This window comes from Pseudoduganella sp. S-14 (assembly GCF_049913285.1).
GTDB lineage: Bacteria > Pseudomonadota > Gammaproteobacteria > Burkholderiales > Burkholderiaceae_D > Rugamonas.
Genome location: NZ_CP183991.1, coordinates 5424003 through 5443662, shown reverse-complemented (window position 1 = coordinate 5443662; position 19660 = coordinate 5424003). Strand labels below are relative to the sequence as shown.

Annotated in this window: 17 protein-coding genes; 10 read left to right on the top strand and 7 right to left on the bottom strand. The window is 63.1% G+C overall.

Going from position 1 to position 19660, the window contains the following annotated elements; translation table 11 throughout:
- Positions 1–4 precede the first annotated feature (4 nt).
- Genes ACN9MZ_RS25065 through ACN9MZ_RS25055 form a run of 3 tightly spaced genes read right to left on the bottom strand, consistent with a single transcriptional unit; the run spans position 5 to position 4557 of the window.
- Positions 5–1267 carry an NRAMP family divalent metal transporter gene (locus ACN9MZ_RS25065; protein ID WP_426339549.1) on the bottom strand — a complete coding sequence of 421 codons (1263 nt, stop codon included), beginning with the start codon at positions 1265–1267 and terminating at the stop codon, positions 5–7.
- A gap of 9 nt (positions 1268–1276) precedes the next feature.
- Positions 1277–1483 carry an oxidoreductase-like domain-containing protein gene (locus ACN9MZ_RS25060; RefSeq protein ID WP_426339548.1) on the bottom strand — a complete coding sequence of 69 codons (207 nt, stop codon included), beginning with the start codon at positions 1481–1483 and terminating at the stop codon, positions 1277–1279.
- Positions 1480–4557, bottom strand: coding sequence for a diguanylate cyclase (locus ACN9MZ_RS25055; protein WP_426339547.1), 3078 nt, complete (start codon positions 4555–4557; stop codon positions 1480–1482). The genes ACN9MZ_RS25060 and ACN9MZ_RS25055 overlap by 4 nt, the downstream gene beginning before the upstream one ends.
- Positions 4558–4676: 119 nt before the next feature.
- On the opposite strand from ACN9MZ_RS25055, the gene ACN9MZ_RS25050 reads away from it, so the two are divergent.
- Positions 4677–6107 (top strand): DEAD/DEAH box helicase, encoded by a 1431-nt coding sequence (locus ACN9MZ_RS25050; protein ID WP_426339546.1) that lies wholly within the window; start codon positions 4677–4679, stop codon positions 6105–6107.
- 49 nt (positions 6108–6156) lie between these two features.
- Here ACN9MZ_RS25050 and ACN9MZ_RS25045 read toward each other — a convergent pair whose 3' ends face one another.
- Both ACN9MZ_RS25045 and ACN9MZ_RS25040 read right to left on the bottom strand, forming a co-directional pair.
- Positions 6157–7038, bottom strand: a complete 882-nt coding sequence (locus ACN9MZ_RS25045; protein WP_426339545.1) for a sulfurtransferase — start codon at positions 7036–7038, stop codon at positions 6157–6159.
- A gap of 320 nt (positions 7039–7358) precedes the next feature.
- Positions 7359–7661 (bottom strand): c-type cytochrome, encoded by a 303-nt coding sequence (locus tag ACN9MZ_RS25040; protein ID WP_426339544.1) that lies wholly within the window; start codon positions 7659–7661, stop codon positions 7359–7361.
- Between the two features lie 131 nt (positions 7662–7792).
- On the opposite strand from ACN9MZ_RS25040, the gene ACN9MZ_RS25035 reads away from it, so the two are divergent.
- The 7 genes from ACN9MZ_RS25035 (at position 7793) to ACN9MZ_RS25005 (ending at position 16228) form a co-directional block, all read left to right on the top strand.
- On the top strand, positions 7793–8041 hold the full coding sequence (locus tag ACN9MZ_RS25035) for a type II toxin-antitoxin system Phd/YefM family antitoxin (RefSeq protein WP_426339543.1): 249 nt from the start codon (positions 7793–7795) through the stop codon (positions 8039–8041).
- An 88-nt stretch (positions 8042–8129) separates the two neighbouring features.
- Entirely contained in the window at positions 8130–8255 is a 126-nt protein-coding gene (locus ACN9MZ_RS25030) for a hypothetical protein (protein WP_426339542.1), read from the top strand.
- Positions 8256–8322: 67 nt separating this feature from the next.
- On the top strand, positions 8323–11862 hold the full coding sequence (gene dnaE, locus ACN9MZ_RS25025) for a DNA polymerase III subunit alpha (RefSeq protein ID WP_426339541.1): 3540 nt from the start codon (positions 8323–8325) through the stop codon (positions 11860–11862).
- A 107-nt stretch (positions 11863–11969) separates the two neighbouring features.
- A complete protein-coding gene (locus ACN9MZ_RS25020) occupies positions 11970–13490 on the top strand; it encodes an MBOAT family O-acyltransferase (protein WP_426339540.1) in 1521 nt (506 codons plus the stop codon).
- Between the two features lie 2 nt (positions 13491–13492).
- Positions 13493–14707 carry a hypothetical protein gene (locus tag ACN9MZ_RS25015; RefSeq protein WP_426339539.1) on the top strand — a complete coding sequence of 405 codons (1215 nt, stop codon included), beginning with the start codon at positions 13493–13495 and terminating at the stop codon, positions 14705–14707.
- A gap of 18 nt (positions 14708–14725) precedes the next feature.
- Positions 14726–14983 (top strand): KTSC domain-containing protein, encoded by a 258-nt coding sequence (locus ACN9MZ_RS25010; protein WP_426164496.1) that lies wholly within the window; start codon positions 14726–14728, stop codon positions 14981–14983.
- Positions 14984–15223: 240 nt separating this feature from the next.
- Positions 15224–16228 (top strand): IS110 family transposase, encoded by a 1005-nt coding sequence (locus ACN9MZ_RS25005; protein ID WP_426338545.1) that lies wholly within the window; start codon positions 15224–15226, stop codon positions 16226–16228.
- Positions 16229–16241: 13 nt separating this feature from the next.
- On the opposite strand, the gene ACN9MZ_RS25000 is transcribed toward ACN9MZ_RS25005, so the two are convergent.
- A complete protein-coding gene (locus ACN9MZ_RS25000; protein ID WP_426172307.1) occupies positions 16242–16472 on the bottom strand; it encodes a DUF6139 family protein in 231 nt (76 codons plus the stop codon).
- Between the two features lie 160 nt (positions 16473–16632).
- On the opposite strand from ACN9MZ_RS25000, the gene ACN9MZ_RS24995 reads away from it, so the two are divergent.
- Together ACN9MZ_RS24995 and ACN9MZ_RS24990 are read left to right on the top strand one after the other, a co-directional pair.
- Positions 16633–18192 (top strand): ATP-binding protein, encoded by a 1560-nt coding sequence (locus ACN9MZ_RS24995; RefSeq protein WP_426339538.1) that lies wholly within the window; start codon positions 16633–16635, stop codon positions 18190–18192.
- Positions 18193–18194: 2 nt separating this feature from the next.
- Complete coding sequence (locus tag ACN9MZ_RS24990; RefSeq protein ID WP_426339537.1) at positions 18195–18794, top strand: response regulator transcription factor; 600 nt, start codon at positions 18195–18197, stop codon at positions 18792–18794.
- Here ACN9MZ_RS24990 and ACN9MZ_RS24985 read toward each other — a convergent pair.
- Positions 18791–19624: a glycosyltransferase family 2 protein gene (locus tag ACN9MZ_RS24985; RefSeq protein WP_426339536.1), complete on the bottom strand. Its 834-nt coding sequence runs from the start codon at positions 19622–19624 to the stop codon at positions 18791–18793. The genes ACN9MZ_RS24990 and ACN9MZ_RS24985 overlap by 4 nt on opposite strands.
- Positions 19625–19660 lie beyond the last annotated feature (36 nt).

Here is a 19660-nt window from a genome sequence, read left to right as displayed (position 1 = left end):
TCCGCTAGCTTACCATGCTGGCGACCATGGCCAAAACGGCCAGGGCCATCACTGTTGTACAGGACCACCCCAGCACGCGCAGGCGGCGCGACAGGACCACTTCGCCCATCACCCCGCGCCGGGTCGACAGCAGCATGGTCACCACCATCACCGGCACCGCCACCACGCCGTTGACCACCGCGCTCCAGAACAGCGCGCGCATCGGGTCGATCGGCAGGAAGCCAATGCAGACGCCGGCCAGCGTGGCGGCGGTAATGATGGCGTAGAACTTGCGCGCGGCCAGGGGTTCCAGTTCCAGGCTGCTGCGCCAGTTGAACGCACCGGCCATGGCATAGGCCGCCGACCCGGCCAGCACGGGAATCGCCAGCAGGCCGGTGCCGATGATACCCAGCCCGAACAGCGCAAACGCCAGCTCGCCCGCAATCGGCCGCAGCGCCGCTGCAGCCTGGGCTGACGAACCGACCTGGAAGATGCCGTGCGCATGCAGCGTGACCGCGGTGGTCAGCATGATCGACCACGCCACGAGGTTGGAAAAGCCCATGCCGATGGCGGTATCGAGCTTGATGCGGCGCAGTTGCGGGCGCACCTGGCGCGGCGCGCGCTTGAGCGGCTCGGCTTCCGGGTCTGCCTGCAATTCTTCCACTTCCTGCGCGGCCTGCCAGAAGAACAGGTAGGGGCTGATGGTGGTGCCGAACACCGCCACCATGGTGGTCAGGTATTCCTTGTTCCACTGGATGTGTGGCGCGAAGGTGCGCTTGGCCACCTCGCGCCAGGGCACGTCGATCACCAGCACCGTGGCGGCATAGGCCAGCAGCGCCAGCGTCAGCCACTTCAGCAAGCGCGCGTAGCGCTGGTAGGGGATGAAGACCTGCAGCGCTACCGACAGCAAGCCGAAAACCAGGGCATGCCACTGCGCCTTGCCGCCCGCCACCAGGTGCAGCGCGTCACCCATGGCGGCCAGGTCGGCAGCAATATTGATGGTGTTGGCAAGCAGCAGCAGGCTGACCATGCAGTACAGCAGCCAGGCCGGGAAGCAGCGGCGCATATTGGCAGCCAGCCCGCGCCCGCTGGTGCGGCCGATGCGCGCGCTGGTTTCCTGGATGCCGACCATCAGCGGATAGGTGAACAGCCCAAGCCACAGCATGCCCAGGCCGAATTGCGCTCCGGCCTGGGAATAGGTGGCGATGCCGCTGGGATCATCGTCGGCAGCCCCCGATACCAGGCCCGGGCCGAGCTTGTCCAGCCATGATTGGCTCTGCTGTTCCATGCCCCGATGTTAGCGGCAGGACGGCAGCCCTTCCGTTAAGCCACTCACATGGCGAGCCTCCCAGGCGGCAAGGGCGATGCGGTAGCGCTCGAGGTCGTCGTAGTAGAGGTCGAGCACGCACCAGGTGCAGCCGCTGTGGCAGCAGTCGTCGGGGCCGGGTTCGGCCGGCGGTTGTGGCTTGGGGTCGTCGGCAGGTCCTGCAGTGTCGTCCATCATTCTTCCATTGCCAGCAAGGCTTGGTTGCGGCCGCGCTGCTTGGCGCGGTAGAGCGCTTCGTCGGCCAGGCGTACCAGTTGCTCGGGGCGGCTGTTTTCGGTCGGTACCAGCACCGCCACGCCGATACTGATGGTCACCAGGCCGAATGGGGAGGCGTCGTGCGGCAGTTGCAGCCGCGCCAGTTCGGCGCAGATGGTCTGCGCCACGCCGATCGCGTCGGCGCCCGGGGTGGCGACCGACAGCAGCGCGAATTCTTCACCGCCGTAGCGCGCCACCAGGTCCGAGCTGCGCCGCCCATGCTCGGTGATCACGCGCGCCACTGCGCGCAGCGTGGCATCGCCAGCCAGGTGCCCATAGCGGTCATTGTATTTCTTGAAGTAGTCCACATCCAGCATCGATAGCGCCAGCGGCTGGCCGGTGCGCTGGGCGCGCCGCCATTCCGCTTCCAGCGCCAGGTCGAAGCCGCGCCGGTTGCTGACGCCGGTCAGGCCGTCGGTCTGGCTCAGCGCTTCGAGCTTGCGGTTGGACTCTTCCAGCTCGGCGGTACGGGCGGCCACCTGCTGCTCGAGCACGCCCTGTAGGCGTGTCAGGCGCCGGATGCGCCAGTGGTACAGGCTCCATAGCGCGCCCAGGATCACGGCGGCTGCGGCCAGGCGGAACCAGGTGGTCTGCCAGAACGGCGGCGTGATCGTCACCTCCAGGGTGGCGGCCTGTTTGCTCCAGCTGCCGTGGTGGTTGGCGGCGCGTACGCGGAAGATGTAGCGGCCCGGGTCGAGGTTGGTATAGGTGGCCACGCGGCGTTCGGCGTCGGTTTCCTGCCAGTCGGGGTCAAAGCCTTCCAGCTGGTAGGCGTAGCGGTTTTGCGAAGGCTCGGTGAAGTGCAGGGCCGCGAATTCAATGGTAAAGGCGGTCGCCTGCGACGACAGCACCAGGCCGGTGGGCGCAGTCAGCGGGCCTTCCAGCCAGGCCTGGTCGCGGAAGCGGCCTTCGCTGAGCGAGTGGCTGAACAGCTTGATGTCGGTAATTGCCACCTGCGGCGGCACCGAGTTGCTGCGCACCTGCTCCGGCTCGACGCCGGTCATGCCGTGCACGCCGCCGAAGTACAGCTTGCCGTTCGCGCCCGGCGCCGAGGCATTGGTGGTGAAACCGTCGGTCATGCCGTCGGCCACGGTGTAGAGCTGGGCCGAGCCATTACCGGGATTGAGGCGGAACAGGCCGGCCAGCGTGCTGATCCAGATCCTGCCCTTGGCGTCGGACTGGATGGCCAGTGTCTTCAGGTGCTGCACGGCGGCGGCATGCGAGCGCAGCCGCAAGTCGCCGCGTGCGCTCTCTTCCAGCTGCAGCAGGCCGCGCGAGGTGCCGATCCACAGCCGGCCGGCGGCGTCCTGGTGCAGCGCGGTGACGTTATCGTCGATCATGCCTTCCGGGCCGCCGGCGCGCAGGTGGCGAAACTTGCCGGTGGCCGGGTCCAGCAGGTCGAGCCCGCCGCCGTTGAATTCCGAACCCATCCACACGCGGCCCTTGCTGTCTTCCAGCACCACGCTGGTGCCGCCGACGCTGCGGCTGTCCGGGTTTTGCGGGTCGTGATAGAACAGCAGGGAGCGGTCGCGCAGCGTGTCGTAGCGCACCAGGCTGTTGCCCGTGCCCAGCCACAGCACGCCATCCTTGCCGGGCGCGATGGAATTGATGAAGTCGCTGGCGGTATTGCCGAAGCGGACCAGCTGGAACTTGCCGTCCAGCGCATCCAGCCGGTTCAGGCCGTTGGCCGTGCCCACCCACAGCGGGCCGCCGGGCTGCTGGTACAGGCTATACACGATATTGCTGTTCATCGAACCGGGCCGGTCGTCGGCATGGTAGCGCCGCAGCACTTCGCCCTTGGCGGGGTCGAACAAGCCGATGCCGAGGTTGCCGCCGATCCAGACCGTGCCGTTCGGACCATTCTCCAGGCTCAGCAAGGCGTTATTGGCGCGGCCATGCCGGCCGTCCAGGCGGTAGGGCAGGTAGCGCGTGAAGCCGCTGCTGCTCAGGTTGACCAGGGCAATGCCATCGGTGAAGGAGGCGATCCACAGCATGCCGCCGCGGTCCTGCAGCATGGCACGCAGGTTGTCGCCCGGCAGGGAATACGGGTCGTCGCTGTTGTGGCTGTACTGGTCGAAGCGCTGCGCCGTTGCATCCCAGCGCAGCAGGCCGGCCGACAGGGTGGTGGCCCACAAGGTATTGTCGCGGTCGAAATAGAAGCTGGTGACGCGGCTGTCGGGCACAGGCACGCTGTCGCGTGTTTCCCACGGCTTGCCGCTGTCCCAGCGCCAGACGCCGCCTTCAGTGCCGATCCACAGCACGCCGTTGCGGTCGAACTGCAGGGCGCGCACGATGTTGGCGCGCGCGTTCGGGTCCTGGCCCTTGTCGACACGGCGGTGTTCAAATTCGCTGGCCCCGGCAGGCAGGTAGTCCAGGCCGCCCGGCCAGGTGGCGGCCCAGACGCCTCCCTTGCCATCGACCGCCAGTGCATTCAGGTCGTTGCCGCCCAGGCTGCCCGGGCGTGCCGGATCGTGTACATGAACGGTGAACGTGCCGCTGCCGGGGTCAAAGTGCTGCAGTCCGCCCCAGGTGGCCAGCCACATGCCGCCGTTTCCATCGGACACGATGGCGCGGATGATGCGGCCGTTATTGGGCGCGTTGACTGGCAAGAACGTCGTGAAATCGTTGCTGGCCGGGTTGAAGCGCGCCAGGCCGTCCTGGGTGCCGGCCCACAAGCGGCCCTGGCCATCTTCAAACAGCGCCGCAACGCGGTCATGCGGCAGGGCGCGCGGGTTGCCCGCCTTGCTGCGGTACTTGGTGACACGGTAGCCGTCGTAGCGGTAGAGGCCGTTTGATTGGGTGCCGATCCACATGAAGCCCCGCTGGTCTTGCAGTAGCGATAACATTGAAGGTTCGTCATTGCCAAGCGGGCCGAGCTTGCGAAAGCGCAACGATGGTGCGGCAGCCTGGGCGACTGCAGCAAACAGGCTGCTTGCCAGGATGACCAGCACGAGAAAGCGGCTAAGGTGCCAGCCGCGGGCGTTAGTAGCATTCATTTAGTGACATTATAGCTTCCATCCCAGCAATAATTTCCGCTCCGCTGCCCCAATCCATGCGCTTTACCACAGTTCTCGGGTATCATGCGGGGTTGGCCGCTGTTAACCTTAAGAATTGTATGTCTGACATTGAGAACACCCCTGAGCAAGTAAAGTTCGCCGATTTCGGCCTGGCGCCGGAAATTCAGCGCGCGCTGACCGACCAGGGTTATGTGCACCCGACGCCGATCCAGGCGAAAGCGATCCCGATCCTGCTGCAGGGCCGCGACGTGATGGGTGCTGCCCAGACCGGTACCGGCAAGACGGCCAGTTTTTCCCTGCCGATCATCCAGCTGCTGCTGGCCCATGCGAATACGTCGATGAGCCCGGCGCGCCACCCGGTGCGCGCGCTGGTGCTGGCGCCGACCCGCGAACTGGCGGTGCAGGTGGCGGAAAACGTGGCTGCCTATTGCAAGCACACCCCATTGCGTTCGACCGTGGTGTTCGGCGGCATGGACATGAAGCCGCAGACTGAAAAGCTGCGCAGCGGCGTGGAAATCGTGATTGCCACCCCGGGCCGCCTGCTGGACCACGTGGAGCAGAAAAATATTTCGCTGGGCCAGGTGCAGATGCTGGTGATGGACGAAGCCGACCGCATGCTGGACATGGGCTTCCTGCCCGACCTGCAGCGTATCGTCAACCTGCTGCCGAAGAAGCGCCAGAACCTGATGTTCTCGGCCACCTTCTCGCCGGAGATCAAGAAGCTGGCTTCGAGCTTCCTGACCGATCCGGTCACGATCGAAGTGGCGCGTTCCAACGCGACCGCCGAACGCGTGACCCAGGTGGTGTACAAGGTCAACGAAGACCACAAGCGCGACGCTGTCGCCCACATCCTGCGCCAGCGCGAGCTGAAACAGGTGATCGTGTTCTCCAACACCAAGATCGGTGCGTCGCGCCTGGCGCGCGGCCTGGCGGCAGAGGGCATGAAGGCGGCGGCCATCCACGGCGACAAGACGCAGCAGGAGCGCATGCAGGCGCTGGACGCCTTCAAGAAGGGCGAGATCGACGTGCTCGTCGCCACCGACGTGGCGGCGCGCGGCCTGGATATTTCGGACCTGCCGTGCGTGATCAACTTTGACCTGCCATACAACGCGGAAGACTATGTGCACCGCATTGGCCGTACCGGCCGTGCCGGTGCATCGGGCGACGCGATTTCGATCTACTCGGACAAGGATGAACGCCTGCTGGTGGACATCGAAAAGCTGATCAAGCAGACCGTCCCGCGCGGCACACTGGAAGGTTTTGTGCCGGGAGGCTTCCGCAGCGACGAGCGCCACGGCGACCGCCGCCGCGACCGCACCCAGAGCGACCGCGCGCCGCGCAGCGGGGAACGCCGTGATGGCGCCCGTGGCGACGGACCGCCGCCGTTACGTCGCGAGAAAGTCGACCCGTGGTTCCTGAAGCCGTACGAGCCGACCCGCAGCAATGGCGCTGCCGCCGCCGCGTCGGCAGCACCAGCCAAGCCGAAGCAGAAGATCGCCGCCTTGCTGGGCGGCCTGCCGAAAGGCTAAGCCGCCATCGGCAGCAAAGAAAAGGGCCCGTCGAACGGGCCCTTTGTTTTTAGTGCTTGCCGAAGCAGGCCGGACACGACACGCCCGGCACGTATTCCGGCGCCAGTTGCTGGCGCGGGGTAACCACGGCGCGGCAGGCGAAGCACTGCTTGGTTTCGGTTGGCTCGAGCTGCGGGTTCAGCGCAGTGCGGTAGTCGAACACGAAACAATCGCCGGTGTAGTGGGCGCCGCCCACTTCCTCGAAATACTTCAGGATGCCGCCTTCTAGCTGGTAGACATTGTCGTAGCCGATGTTCTGCATGTGGATCGCGGCTTTCTCGCAGCGGATGCCGCCGGTGCAGAAGGTCACCACGGTCTTGCCTTCGAAGTCGGCCTTGTGCTTCTCGATGATCTCCGGGAATTCGGTGAACTTGGTCAGGCGGTAGTCGACGGTGTTGTTGAAGGTGCCGACGTCCACTTCGTAATCGTTGCGGGTCTCGACCATCACCACCGGCTTGCCGTTGTCGTCGTGGCCCTGGTCGAGCCAGCGCTTCAGGTCTTTGGCTTTCACATGCGGTGCGCGGCCTTCTTCCGGACGGATCAGCGGGTGGCGCATGGTGATGATTTCTTTCTTGATGCGTACCAGCATGCGGCGGTGCGACTGCTCGGCCGACAGGCTCTCCTTCACTTCCAGGTCCGCCAGGCGGTCGTCGCTGTGCACCCAGGCCAGGTACTCGTCGATATTGGCGCGGGTACCGGACAGGAACATATTGATGCCTTCCGGGGTCAGCAGGATGGTGCCCTTCAGGCCCAGGCGGGCGCAGATGTCCTGGTATTGCGGGCGCAGCTCGTCCAGCTTGTCGAGCGTGATGAATTTGTAGGCCGCGATGTTGACGTAAACGGCTGGTGCCGCGCCGGGCGTTGCAGGCGCGTTTTCAATGGTTGCTTGCATGGGATTGGTAATCGATTGAATCCGGAACAGCCGACATTATAGCCGCACTCGGCAGAATGCCCAAATAATAGGCATCGGTTGCCAAATGGTTAAATGGATTGAAACTATCACATGATGCAATACAGAAAAGTTGATTGAATGAACGATGGCAAAGCGAGCAGTGCTGCGCACGAAGCCGACGGGTTCCGGCCCGGTCGCGGCCTACGTGGTCGATGAGCCGGAAGGGCTGGTCTATATGCAGCGGCGCCATCTGGCCGTTGCGCCTGATCAGCAAGAATACCTTCCGCAAGCCCGCATGAGGCGGGCACCCCGGTTAGCGCTTACTTCTGCGCCAGCACCCAGCGCACCAGCTGGTGCGCTTCGGCGTCGGTGACCTGGTTGGGCGGCATCGGCACCGCGCCCCAGGTGCCGGAACCGCCCTGCAGCACCTTCAGGATCAGCTTGTCTTCAGCGCCCTTGTCGTTCTTGTACTTGGCTGCGACATCCTTGAACGATGGGCCCACCAGCTTCTTGGCCATGGCGTGGCAGGCGAAGCAGCTCTTCGATTTGGCCAACTGCTCGGGTTCTTCCGCATAGGCCGCCAGCGAGGCGGTCATCAGCAGGACAGCAGCAACAATTTTCATCTTTCTCTCCAAGGGTGGATTGGTAAGGGTGATTCTAGCCGTGCCACGCGGTAGTGACTGGCTCATTTGTAAGCAATTATGGCGCGTCGTATATGGAACTAGCCAGCAAGCTAGTTCATCGGGGGCATTGCATGTATAAAGAAATCGGCGCGTTTGACGCAAAGGCAAGATTTTCAGAATTGTTGCGCGGAGTCAGCGAAGGGCAGCGTTATATGATGTCGGTCCGCGGCAAGCCCGTTGCAGACCTTATTCCCTCCCAGGCAAATCCGCTGGCCGACGCGAGGCTTGCCATGGACGCATTACGCAAACTTCCGATGGCCTTGGCCTGGATCTTCGAACGGACTTCGCTGGACTCGGCAGGCGGGCATACAACCGAATAGGGGGATGGCAGCTCAGGCCGTAAAATATGCGGATACTTGGCTTGGAGCGAAAACAAGTTCGCGTCGACCGCGAGCTTTTAACCTGGGAGTGCTGACACGTAGCGTCAACGGCAGGATCTTTGCGCTCGGGTTCGACGGCGCCGCGATCCATGAGAGCAGCGATGGCGGCCAGACCTGGTCGCCGGTGTCGCGCGATGCCATCACCTGGCATTGAGGAGCCCGGACGGCCGCGCAGACGTTAAAATAGCGGACTTGAACCGACTTTCGCACCCAGCAGCTAAATGAGCAATCTGACAATTGAACAAGACGTAGCGGCGGACGCACCGCCAGCACCTAAAGGCCCGGATTTCGTCCACCTGCGCGTGCATACCGAGTACTCGATTGTCGATGGCCTGGTGCGCATCGATGACATGATCAAGGCGGCGGTCAAGGACAAGCAGGGCGCGCTGGCCATCACCGACCTGGCGAACATGTTCGCCATGGTGCGCTTCTACAAATCGGCGCGCGGCAAGGGCATCAAGCCTATTGTCGGCGTCGACGCCTGGATCACCAACGACGAGAACCGCGACAAGCCGCATCGCATCATGCTGTTCGCGAAGAACCGCATGGGTTACCTGCAGCTGTGCGAACTGCTGTCGGAAGCGTGGCTGAACAACCAGTACAAGGGCCGCGCCGAGATCCGCACCGAATGGCTGCGCGACCGCGCCAACAAGGAATACCCGCTGCTGCCCGGCGAGAGCGGCGCCAATGCGCTGATCGCCCTGTCCGGCGCGCACTTTGGCGACATCGGCCAGGCCATCGAAAACGGCAACCTTGACCTGGCCGAGGCCAATGCGCGCAAATGGGCGGAAATCTTCCCGAACGGCCATTTCTACGTCGAGATCCAGCGTGCCGGCCAGGCCAACCAGGAGGTGCAGGTGCGCCAGTCGGTGGCGCTGGCGGCCAAGCTTGGCTTGCCTGTCGTGGCGACGCATCCGGTGCAGTTCCTGTCGAAGGATGAATTCATCGCCCACGAAGCGCGCGTCTGTATCGCGGAGGGCGAGATGCTGGCCAATGCCAAGCGCGTCAAGCGTTTCAACGAGCAGATGCGCTTCCTCACCCAGGCCGAGATGGCGGAACTGTTCCACGACCTGCCGGCCGCGCTGCAAAACTCGGTGGAAATCGCCAAGCGCTGCAATGTGACGCTGACCCTGGGCAAGCCGCAGCTGCCGAACTTCCCGACGCCGGGCATGTCGATCGACGAATTCCTGGTGGCGGAAACGGAGAAGGGCCTGGAGGAGCGCCTGATCCAGCTGTTCCCCGATCCGGAAAAGCGCGAGAAGGAGCGCCCGCGCTACGAGGCGCGCCTGAAGTTCGAGAACGACACCATCATCAAGATGAAGTTCCCGGGCTACTTCCTGATCGTTGCGGAGTTTATCCAGTGGGGCAAGAACAACGGCGTGCCGATCGGCCCGGGCCGCGGCTCCGGCGCAGGCTCGCTGGTGGCGTATGCACTGAAGATTACCGACCTGGATCCGCTGAAATACAACCTGCTGTTCGAGCGCTTCCTGAATCCGGAACGGGTATCGATGCCCGACTTCGATATTGACTTCTGCCAGGAAAAGCGCGAACTGGTGATCCAGCACGTGAAGGACCTGTACGGCCGCGAGGCGGTGTCGCAGATCGCTACCTTCGGTACCATGGCGGCGAAAGGCGCAATCCGCGACGTGGGCCGCGTGATGGACTTCGGCTATATGTTCTGCGACGGCGTGTCGAAGCTGATTCCGTTCAAGCCAGGCAAGCCGGTTTCGATTGCCGAGGCGATCGAGGAAGAACCGTTGCTGAAAGAGCGGCAGGAGAACGAAGAAGAAGTGCGCCAGCTGCTCGACCTGGCGCAGCAGGTGGAAGGCATTACCCGCAACATCGGCATGCACGCCGGTGGTGTGCTGATCGCGCCAGGCAAGTTGACGGACTTCTGCCCGCTGTACACCCAGGGCGGCGATGCCGGCGTGGTGTCGCAGTACGACAAGGACGACGTGGAAGCCGTCGGCCTGGTGAAGTTCGACTTTTTGGGCCTGACCACGCTGACCATCCTCGACCGCGCCGTCAACTACATCAAGGACCTCGATCCGGAAGGCACCAAGGACTTCGACCTGGCCAAGCTGCCGCTGAACGACCGGCCGACCTATGAGCTCTTGACCAAGGCGAAAACCGTCGCCGTGTTCCAGCTTGAATCGCGCGGCATGCAGGGCATGCTGAAAGACGCGCGTCCCGACCGCTTCGAAGACATTATCGCGCTGGTGGCGCTGTACCGTCCTGGCCCGATGGACCTGATCCCGGACTTCTGCAAGCGCAAGCACGGCGAAAAATTCGATTACCCCGATCCCCGCACCGAGGGCATCCTGTCCGAAACCTACGGCATCATGGTTTACCAGGAGCAGGTGATGCAGATGGCGCAGATCATCGGCGGCTACTCGCTGGGCGGCGCGGACATGCTGCGCCGTGCCATGGGTAAGAAAAAGGCCGAGGAGATGGCGGAGCACCGCGAGATCTTCCGCAAGGGCGCGCAAGAGGGCGGGCTGACCGTCGAAAAAGCCGACGAGATCTTCGACCTGATGGAAAAGTTCGCGGGCTACGGTTTCAACAAGTCGCACGCGGCTGCCTATGCACTGCTGTCCTACCACACGGCCTACCTCAAGCATCACCACACCGCAGCGTTCATGGCAGCCAACATGTCGCTGGCCATGGACGACACGGAGAAGGTCAAGATCCTGGTCGAGGACTCGATCGACGTGTGCGGCCTGACCATCCTGCCGCCGGACGTAAACCAGTCCTCCTACCGCTTCCGCCCGGACGGCGAGCCGGGCAAGAAGGCAACCAAGATCCGCTACGGCATGGGCGGCGTGAAGGGCGCTGGCCAGAACGCGATCGAGGCGATCATCGCCGCGCGCGAGGCGGGCGGCCCGTTCACCAGCCTGTTCGACTTCTGCAAGCGCGTGGACAAGAAGCAGATCAATCGCCGCACGGTGGAAGCGCTGATCCGCTCCGGCGCCTTCGATTGCTTCGGCGTCGACCGCGCGGTGCTGTTTGCCTCCGTAGGCTTCGCCATGGAATACGCCGACCAGGAAGCCAAGTCGGCCAACCAGGTCAGCCTGTTCGGCGGCGATGATTCCGACCTGGTGGCACCGCCGGATTACGTAGCCGCCACGCCGTGGACCGACCGCGAAAAGCTGGCGGAAGAAAAGATCGCGCTGGGCTACTACCTGTCCGGCCACATGTTCGACTCCTACCAGCAGGAAGCGCGCCGCTTTGCGCGCACCAAGCTGTCCGAACTCGAGCCGTCGCGCGAACCGCGCATGATGTGCGGCGTGATTTCCGGCATCCGCACCCAGATGACCCAGCGCGGCAAGCTGCTGATCGTCACGCTGGACGACAAGACCGCCGTGGTTGAAGTCACCGTCTACAACGAGGTCTTCGAGCCGAACAAGCATATGTTCAAGGAAGACGAATTCCTGTGCGTCACGGGCAAGGTGTCGGAAGATCGCTTCTCCGGCGGCTTGCGCATTTCGGCGGAAAAGGTCTACAACATCACCGCCGCCCGCATCCAGTTCGGCCGCCAGATCGGCCTGGCGCTGCCGAAGGCCGTGCCGACCGCCAAGCTGGCCGAGATCCTCGGCCCGCACCGCGACGAATACGGTTTGCCGGTGTCGATGCGCGTCAGGCCGCAAGGCATCGACTGCGTGTTGCAGCTTGGCGACGACTGGCGCGTGGCGCCGTCGGATGCGCTGAAAATGGCGCTGGAGCAGGGCCTGGGGGCAAAGGAAGTTGTAATCGAGTATTAACCCGGTGCGCGGAACGCCGGCGCAGCTCAGCGGTATCGTGCGACGGCGTTATTAATATCTCAACATAATTCAGTAGTACCCAACCATTCGCTGGTGGCCTGCCGATCATGTTGTTCAACTCTTTCAGCTTCCTGCTGGGTTTCCTGCCGCTCGCCCTGGCCGGCTACTACCTGCTCGCGCGTCGTCATCCGGAGTGGGGCGTGGCGTGGCTGGCGCTGGCCTCGCTGTTTTTCTACGGCTGGTGGGACGTGCGCTATGTACCGCTGCTGCTCGGCTCCATCATCGCCAACTACGGCTGCGCGCAGCTGATTCGCCGGGCGCAGGGCCGGGCACGCCAGTGGTGGCTGGGCGGCGCCGTCGCGGCCAACCTGCTGCTGCTCGGCTACTACAAGTACGCCAACTTTTTCTACACCAGCCTGACTGGCCAGCATGCAGACTTGCTGCAAGTAGTGCTGCCGATCGGAATTTCGTTCTTCACCTTCACCCAGGTCGCCTTCCTGGTCGACACGGCGCGCGGTTTTGTGCAGGAAGGGCGCTTCATCCACTACCTGCTGTTCGTTACCTACTTCCCGCACCTGGTGGCCGGGCCGGTGCTGCACCATAAGGAAATGATGCCGCAGTTTGCCGATCCGCGGAATGCCTTGCCGCGGGCAGAAAATTTCTCGGTCGGCGCCACCATCTTCATCCTTGGCCTGGCCAAGAAAACGCTGTTGGCCGATACGCTGGCGCCATATGCCAACGCCCTGTTTGCGGCGCCCGGCGAGCCCACGCTGCTGTTGGCATGGGGCGGCGTGCTGGCATATACCTTCCAGCTCTATTTCGATTTCTCAGGCTATTCGGACATGGCGATCGGCCTGTCGCGCATGTTCGGCGTGCATTTGCCGCTGAATTTCAACTCGCCCTACAAGGCGCTCAACATTGTGGATTTCTGGCGGCGCTGGCATATCACCTTGTCGCGCTTCCTGCGCGACTACCTGTACATCCCGCTCGGCGGCAATCGCCACGGCGCCGTGCGTGCCAAGGCAAACCTGATGTTGACCATGCTGCTGGGCGGCCTGTGGCATGGGGCAAGCTGGAATTTCGTGCTGTGGGGCGGGCTGCATGGCGCCTACCTGGTATTGGCACACGCCTGGCATGCGCTCAAGGCACGTCTTGGCTGGCAGGGCGGCGGCAGGGCAGGCGCTGTCGTGGCCTGGGCCCTGACTTTCGTCGCCGTGGCCTATGCCTGGGTGTTCTTCCGCGCGGCAGACCTGCCTTCCGCCATGCGCATCGTGGCCGGCATGTCCGGCCAGTACGGCGTGGCGTTGCCCGATGCAATCGGCGCCCGCCTGGGAGGCCTGCACGAGGCGCTGGCCGCCCTGGGAATCAAGTGGACGCTGGGCGGTGCTACCCAGTTCATCGAAACCTGGTGCTGGGTGACGGTAGCCGCGCTGGTGGCCTTCCTGGCGCCGAATACGCAGCAAATCATGCATCGCTTCGAGCCGGCCCTGGACCACGACGGCACCACGGCGCCAGCGCGCCTGGCCTGGCTACCGGCGCCGCGTCCGGCGCTGGTGACCGGCATGCTGGCGGTGTTTTGCCTGCTGGCTCTTTCGCGGCCGAGCGAGTTCCTTTATTTCCAGTTCTGACCATGTCCAATGCATCGCACCATCGTTATCTGAGCCAGCTTGGCCTGGCCATGCTGGCAGGCCTCGTGCTGGTGGCTGGCGTGGTCGTGCTGGCCGACCCCTACGGCCTGTATGGCCTGGTGCGCGAGCCGGGCCTGAATGCCGAAAAGCCGGTGCCGCAGCACTTCCGCAACGAGATCAAGTTGTCCATTGCCCAGCGCCTGGGGGCCACCCAGTTCCTGCTCGGCAATTCTCGGGTGGAAGTCGGCTTTGACCCGGACAGCCCGCTGCTGGGAGGAAGCGCCTACAACCTCGGGCTGGCGGGAACCGGCACCATGGTGGCGGCCGGGCAGTTGCAGTATTTGCGCAGTTTCGGCATCAAGCCTTCGCGTGTCATTGCCGGCGTCGATTTCCATGATGCCTTGCTGGCGCCAGGCCAGCGTGGCGGAGCGCGCCGGGTGCCCGTGGCAGGGGCGGGAAAACTGGGCTGGCGCGTGGAGAGCCTGTTCTCGCTTGCCGCCTTGCGCGACGCTGCGACTACCTTTACGATGCAGGGCGACCGCGAAGCCGAGACCATGACCGAGCGCGGCTTGAATCCGCTGAACCAGTACGTCAAGTTTGCGCGCTACGACGGCTATTACAAGATCTTCCGCCAGCGCGCGGAAGAGAGTGCGGCTTCGCTGGTGAGGAAAGCGCCGGGCGACCTGGATCGCGAAGGGCTGCGGGCGGAATTGCGTGCCCTGGTCGATGCCGCGGCCAGCGATAATCCGGGCGTCGACCTGCGCCTGATGGTGTACGCTTACCATGCGCAGATGCTGGCGCTATTCGAAGCAAGCGGCATGTGGCCGCGCTTCGAGGAATGGAAGCGTATCGTGCTGGAAGAAGCAGAGGCTGCGCGCGCCCGCTATCCACAGGCGCACATCGTGGTGCATGACTTCAGCGGGTTCGGCGAATTCAATTGCGAGGCGATTCCGGGGCCGAGCGAGAAGGGCACGACGCAATGGTACTGGGAGGCCGGGCACCAGAAGCCGGCGCTTGGTGAAGAGATGATGCGGCGCATGCTGGCCGATGCACCGAGCAATGGTTTCGGCATGGCGCTGACCTTGCAGAACCTGGAGCAGGACCGGCAGCGCATTGCCGCCGAGCGTGCCAGTTGCGTGGCGGCGCAGCCGGGCCTGTTTGCCGAGGCGAGCGAGCTGGTCGCGCGCGCAGTACGCAGGCAGAAGCAGGAGTTGTGAAGGAGCGATGAGATGGACATGAAACGCATTAACGCAGGCAAGCTGCGCGCCATCGGCTATGACGAGCGCGCGCGCATGCTGCGCGTCGAATTCGACGACGGCAGCGCCATCGATTACGAAGGCGTGGGCCGCGACGTCTGGCAACGCCTGTCCACCTCGGGTAGCGCGTGGAGCTTCTACCGCGACAACATCGAAGAAGAATTCACCGGCCGCAAAGGACGCGCCAAGCCGCAAGCGGGAACGCGTCCCGCCGGCCTTGACGAGCTGTTTGATTGAAAGTCGGGGTCAGGTCTGGCAAGCGAAAATGTCCGATTGCCAGACCTCGTATATTGAATCTGCACCTTTGGAAGAAGATATTAGGATTCTGAAGGCGGCGGGGCAAGGTCTCACCGAACAGAGTGGAAGCCATTGAGCTTGTGGGTCAGATAGGTGACCTTGCCCACTTGTTCATCTGGACGCCGGACGGTATCTTAGGTCGCCCCTTGGGTAAGCCTGCATACGAGAAAGGTGGACGAGATGAATACGCCGGTCGTAGGGATTGATGTCAGCAAGCGTAAGTTGGATGTAGCCTTGCTAGTTGATGGCAAAGTCAAGGCGAAAGCAGTTCCGAACTCCCAAGAAGGATTCGCAGAGCTGGAAGTCTGGCTGAACAAGCAGAAGATTTCTCTGCTGGAAACCCATATTTGCCTTGAGTCGACAGGCGTCTATAGCGAACCTATCGCCCTGTATTGGTTTGACAAAGGGATTAAAGTCAGCTTGGTCAATCCGAACTGCATCAAAAGTTTTGGCAGCAGCGAGAATATCCGCAACAAGAACGACCAAGTTGATGCTGGATTAATTGCTCGCTACTGTGCAGCGATGGCGCCGCCATCTTGGGATGCGCCATCACGTGAACAGCGCCAGTTACGGGCCTGGGGCAACAGGCTGACTGCACTTCAAGATATGCGCCAGCAGGAGTTGAATCGTTTAGAAGCGCATGAAACAGCCAAACAACAGGATGTTATCCCTCATGTCCAGGCTCATATCAAATGGCTGGATGCGCAAATTGCGCAAATAGCACGGGATATCGACGATCACATTGACCGCCATCCAGGGCTTAAACAGGATGCAGAGCTCATTGAAAGCATTCCCGGGCTAGGCCGTACGACAGCGGTAAAGGTCTTAGGCCACGTGGGGGATGTTCGGCGCTTCGGAAATGCGAAGGCGCTTGCAGCGTTCATCGGGGTCACACCCAGGCAACGACAATCCGGAACCTCAATACGAGGCCGGACAATGATGACTCGTATGGGGAACAAACACCTGCGAGCAGCTTTATTCCTGCCAAGCCTCGTTGCAAAACGTCACAACCCTATCCTGAAGCAGTTTGGCCAACGTTTAGAGGCCAACGGCCTCTCCAAAATGGCCGTCGCCGGCGCAATTATGCGCAAGTTAGTGCACTTGATTTACGGGGTAGTTAAGTCAGGCAAGCCCTTTGACCCGAAATACATGGAAAAAAGGCTTGCCGTCCAAGACGGTATCTGACCCCGACTTTCAATTACATGTCTTTCAGCGCAGTGATGGCGTAGCCTTTGCTGCCCATCTGCTGGGTCAGCCGGTCGATGTGGTAGTCAGGCAGGACTTGCACATCATCATCGACCTCCAGCGATTGCTCGGCTGGCAGCCAGTCGGTGTTGATGGCTTCCTGTGGGATGGGTTTGCCCTCGGGCACGGCGAGGTAGGAAAAAATGCCGTCATGTTCGGCACGGCGATAGATATCCAGGCGCATCTTCATCTCCCTTCAACTAGTCCTACGCACAGGCTGGCGTAACGCTTTGATTCTACTCCGCTTGCCTGGCTGTGGCCATGCAAGATTGCCGGCCCGGCCAACGCAAAGCAGTAAAATTAACCTGTATCAACAAACTTCCCTGAAGCCCGCGACTTCCCTTATGCGTTTTCCGTTCTTGCTGCCGGCCGCCGGATTTGTCCTGACCTACCTGCTGTTCGACTGGATCACCTATGTCGAGCCGTTGCTGGGGCTAAACATCACGCCGTGGAACCCTGACACTGCACTGGGCCTGGTGTTCTGGCTGGTGTATGGGCGGCGCGCCGCGCTGCCGTGGTTCCTGGCCCTGGTGGCGGGCGATGTCCTGGTGCGCGGCTTGCCGGGCGGCCTGGCAGGCACCCTGCTCACGGCTGCATGGTTGCTGTGCGGCTACGGCCTGCTGGGAGAAGCCCTGCGCCGGGCGCTGGGCGGCGGCGCCATCTTCAGTTCCCGCGCCAGCTTCTATCGCTGGCTGCTGATTGTTGCAGCCGGCACCATGCTGAATGCAGTCGGCCATATCAGCCTGCTGGCATGGCTTGGGCTGGTGCCGTGGGCCGACTGGCTGCGCGCGGTATGGCGCTTCGGTTTCGGCGACATGGTCGGGGTCGTGGTCAGCATGCCGCTGCTGTGGAAACTGGCCAATGCGCAGGACCGGGCGCACCTGCGCGAAGCCACCTGGAAGCCGGAAACCCTGGGCTACCTGGCGCTGGCGATCTTCGTGCTGTGGGCGGTGTTCGGCTACATCATGACGGCCGAATTCAAGCACTTCTATTTCCTGTTCCTGCCGCTGATCTGGGCCGCCTCGCGCCAGGGCGTGCATGGCGCGGCCCTGGTGGTGTTCGTGCTGCAGCTGGCCATCGTGGCCCTGGTCAGGGCCAACCATGCCAACAACATCACCGTGTCCGAGCTGCAGGTGCTCGATGCCGTACTGGCGCTGGTGGGCTTCTTCATCGGCATCGTGGTCGACGAACGGCGCCAGGTGGCGGAAGAACTGAAGCAAACGCTGCGCCTGGCGGCGGCCGGCGAAATGGCAGCCGCGCTGGCGCATGAGCTGAACCAGCCGATGACGGCGCTGGCGGTGTACGGCAAGGCCTGCGAGCACCTGCTGGCGCGCGGCGAGGCGGGCGACCTGCTGAAGAACGCCATCGGCCAGATGATCAATGAATCGGCGCGCGCGGCGGAAGTGGTGCGCCGCCTGCGCGATTTTTTCCGCACCGGCGCCATGCAGCTCGAGACCGTCAGTGCGGCGGCCCTGCAGGCGGGCATCGTGCAGCAGTTTGGCCCGCAATTCGCCGAGCATGGGGTGGAAGTCACGGTCGCCGAGGCGCCGGCGCTGGCGGTGCAGGTCGACCGCCTGCAGGTGGAACTGGTCCTGCGCAACCTGCTGGCCAATGCCCTGGATGCGGTACGCATGCGTCCCGCAGGGCAGCGCAGCATCCGCCTCATGGCGGAAAACGTCGGCGGCAAGCTGCGCTTCACGGTGGAAGACAGCGGCGACGGCCTGACGCAGCAGGCGGCCGGGCGCCTGTTCGAGCCTTTCGTATCGACCAAGGCCAGCGGCATGGGACTGGGGCTGGTGCTGAGCCGCTCCATCGTGGAGGCGCACGGCGGGACTTTATGGGCAGAAGTTGCCGGTCACGGCGTCTTTCGTTTTATACTGCCGGCGCTGGACTCTGGAGAATAGCCTTGTCAAACCTTACCGTTTTCATTGTCGACGATGATCCCTCGCTGCGCGATGCCCTTGGCCTGCTGCTGGGCGTGCGCGGTTATCGCACCGCCGTTTTTGCCAGTGCCGAAGCCTTCCTGCAGGCCTGGCTGCCCGAATGGGCCGGCTGCCTGGTGGCCGACATCCGCATGTCCGGCATGGACGGCCTGGCCTTGCAGCGCAAGCTGAACGAGATGAACTGCCTGCTGCCTGTGATTATCGTGACCGGCCATGGCGACGTCAGTTCGGCGCGCGAAGCCTTCAAGGCGCGCGCCGTCGATTTCCTGGAGAAGCCGTTCGACGACGATAAGCTGATTGCCGCCATCGAGGAAGCGTTCTCGATGCAGTTGCGCCAGCGCCAGGACCACGACCGCCGCCAGCAGCGCGACCAGTTGCTGGCCGAGCTGACCCCGCGCGAGCGCGAAGTGTTCGAGTTGGTGGTGATGGGGCGCCACAACCGGGAGATCGCCCCCCAGCTGAACATCAGCGTGCGCACCGTGGAAGTCCACAAGGCGCGCCTGATGGCCAAGCTGGGCGTGGATAACGTGGCAGACCTGGTGCGCGTCGCCCTGCGCGACTAAATTGCGCTGGCGCGCAGTTCGCGCAGGCCGGCCACGGCTTGCGTGGTCCTGTCGATTGCCCGCTGCAGCACCGCCGAGCGGTTGCTTGATTCCTGGTCGCGTTTCGCTTCGCGGTGCCACAGGTGATAGACCTCGGTCGCAAAGGCCCCGCTCTTGCGCATGACGCCCGCGTTGAACAGGCGCAGCACCAGGTCGGAATCTTCATGGCCCCAGCCGGTGAAGCTTTGGTCGAAGCCATTTACCAGGTCAAGGTCGCTGCGCCATGCCGCCATATTGCAGCTCTTGATACGGCGCCAGGTAAAATGCTTGCTTTCACGCCCCACGTCCGGCAGGGGCACTACCGTCTGCAGGAACTTGTTGGCGCCGCCGGTCAGGTACAGCTTGAATTTTTCCAATGGGCCAAGGCGCTGGATGTCGAGGTGCTGCTCCAGCAGGCGGCGCGTATAGGCTTCGCTAAGCAGCACGCGGCTGCCCGTCACCACATGGCCGCGCCTGGCCAGGCGGCGGTGGCTGGAGATGAAGTTCTTCTGTGGCACGCAATCGCCATCGATGAAGACGATGTATTCGCCTTGCGCTGCAAGAATGCCCAGGTTGCGTGCCCGCGCCGCGCGAAAACCGATATCTTCCTGCCACACGTGCTTCAGCGGCACCGGGGAGCGCGCCTGCAATGCGGCCACGGTATCCCGCGTGTTGTTGGTCGATCCGTCATCGGCGATAATGATCTCGAAATCTTGATCGTCCTGCGCAAAACAGGCCTCTACCACGGCCGTCAGGGCGTCCGGACGATTGTACGTGGTAATAATTAACGAGATGGTTGAAGCTAGTTGCATGGATGCCAAAAGATTAATAAGAAATGCCGTCCTGCT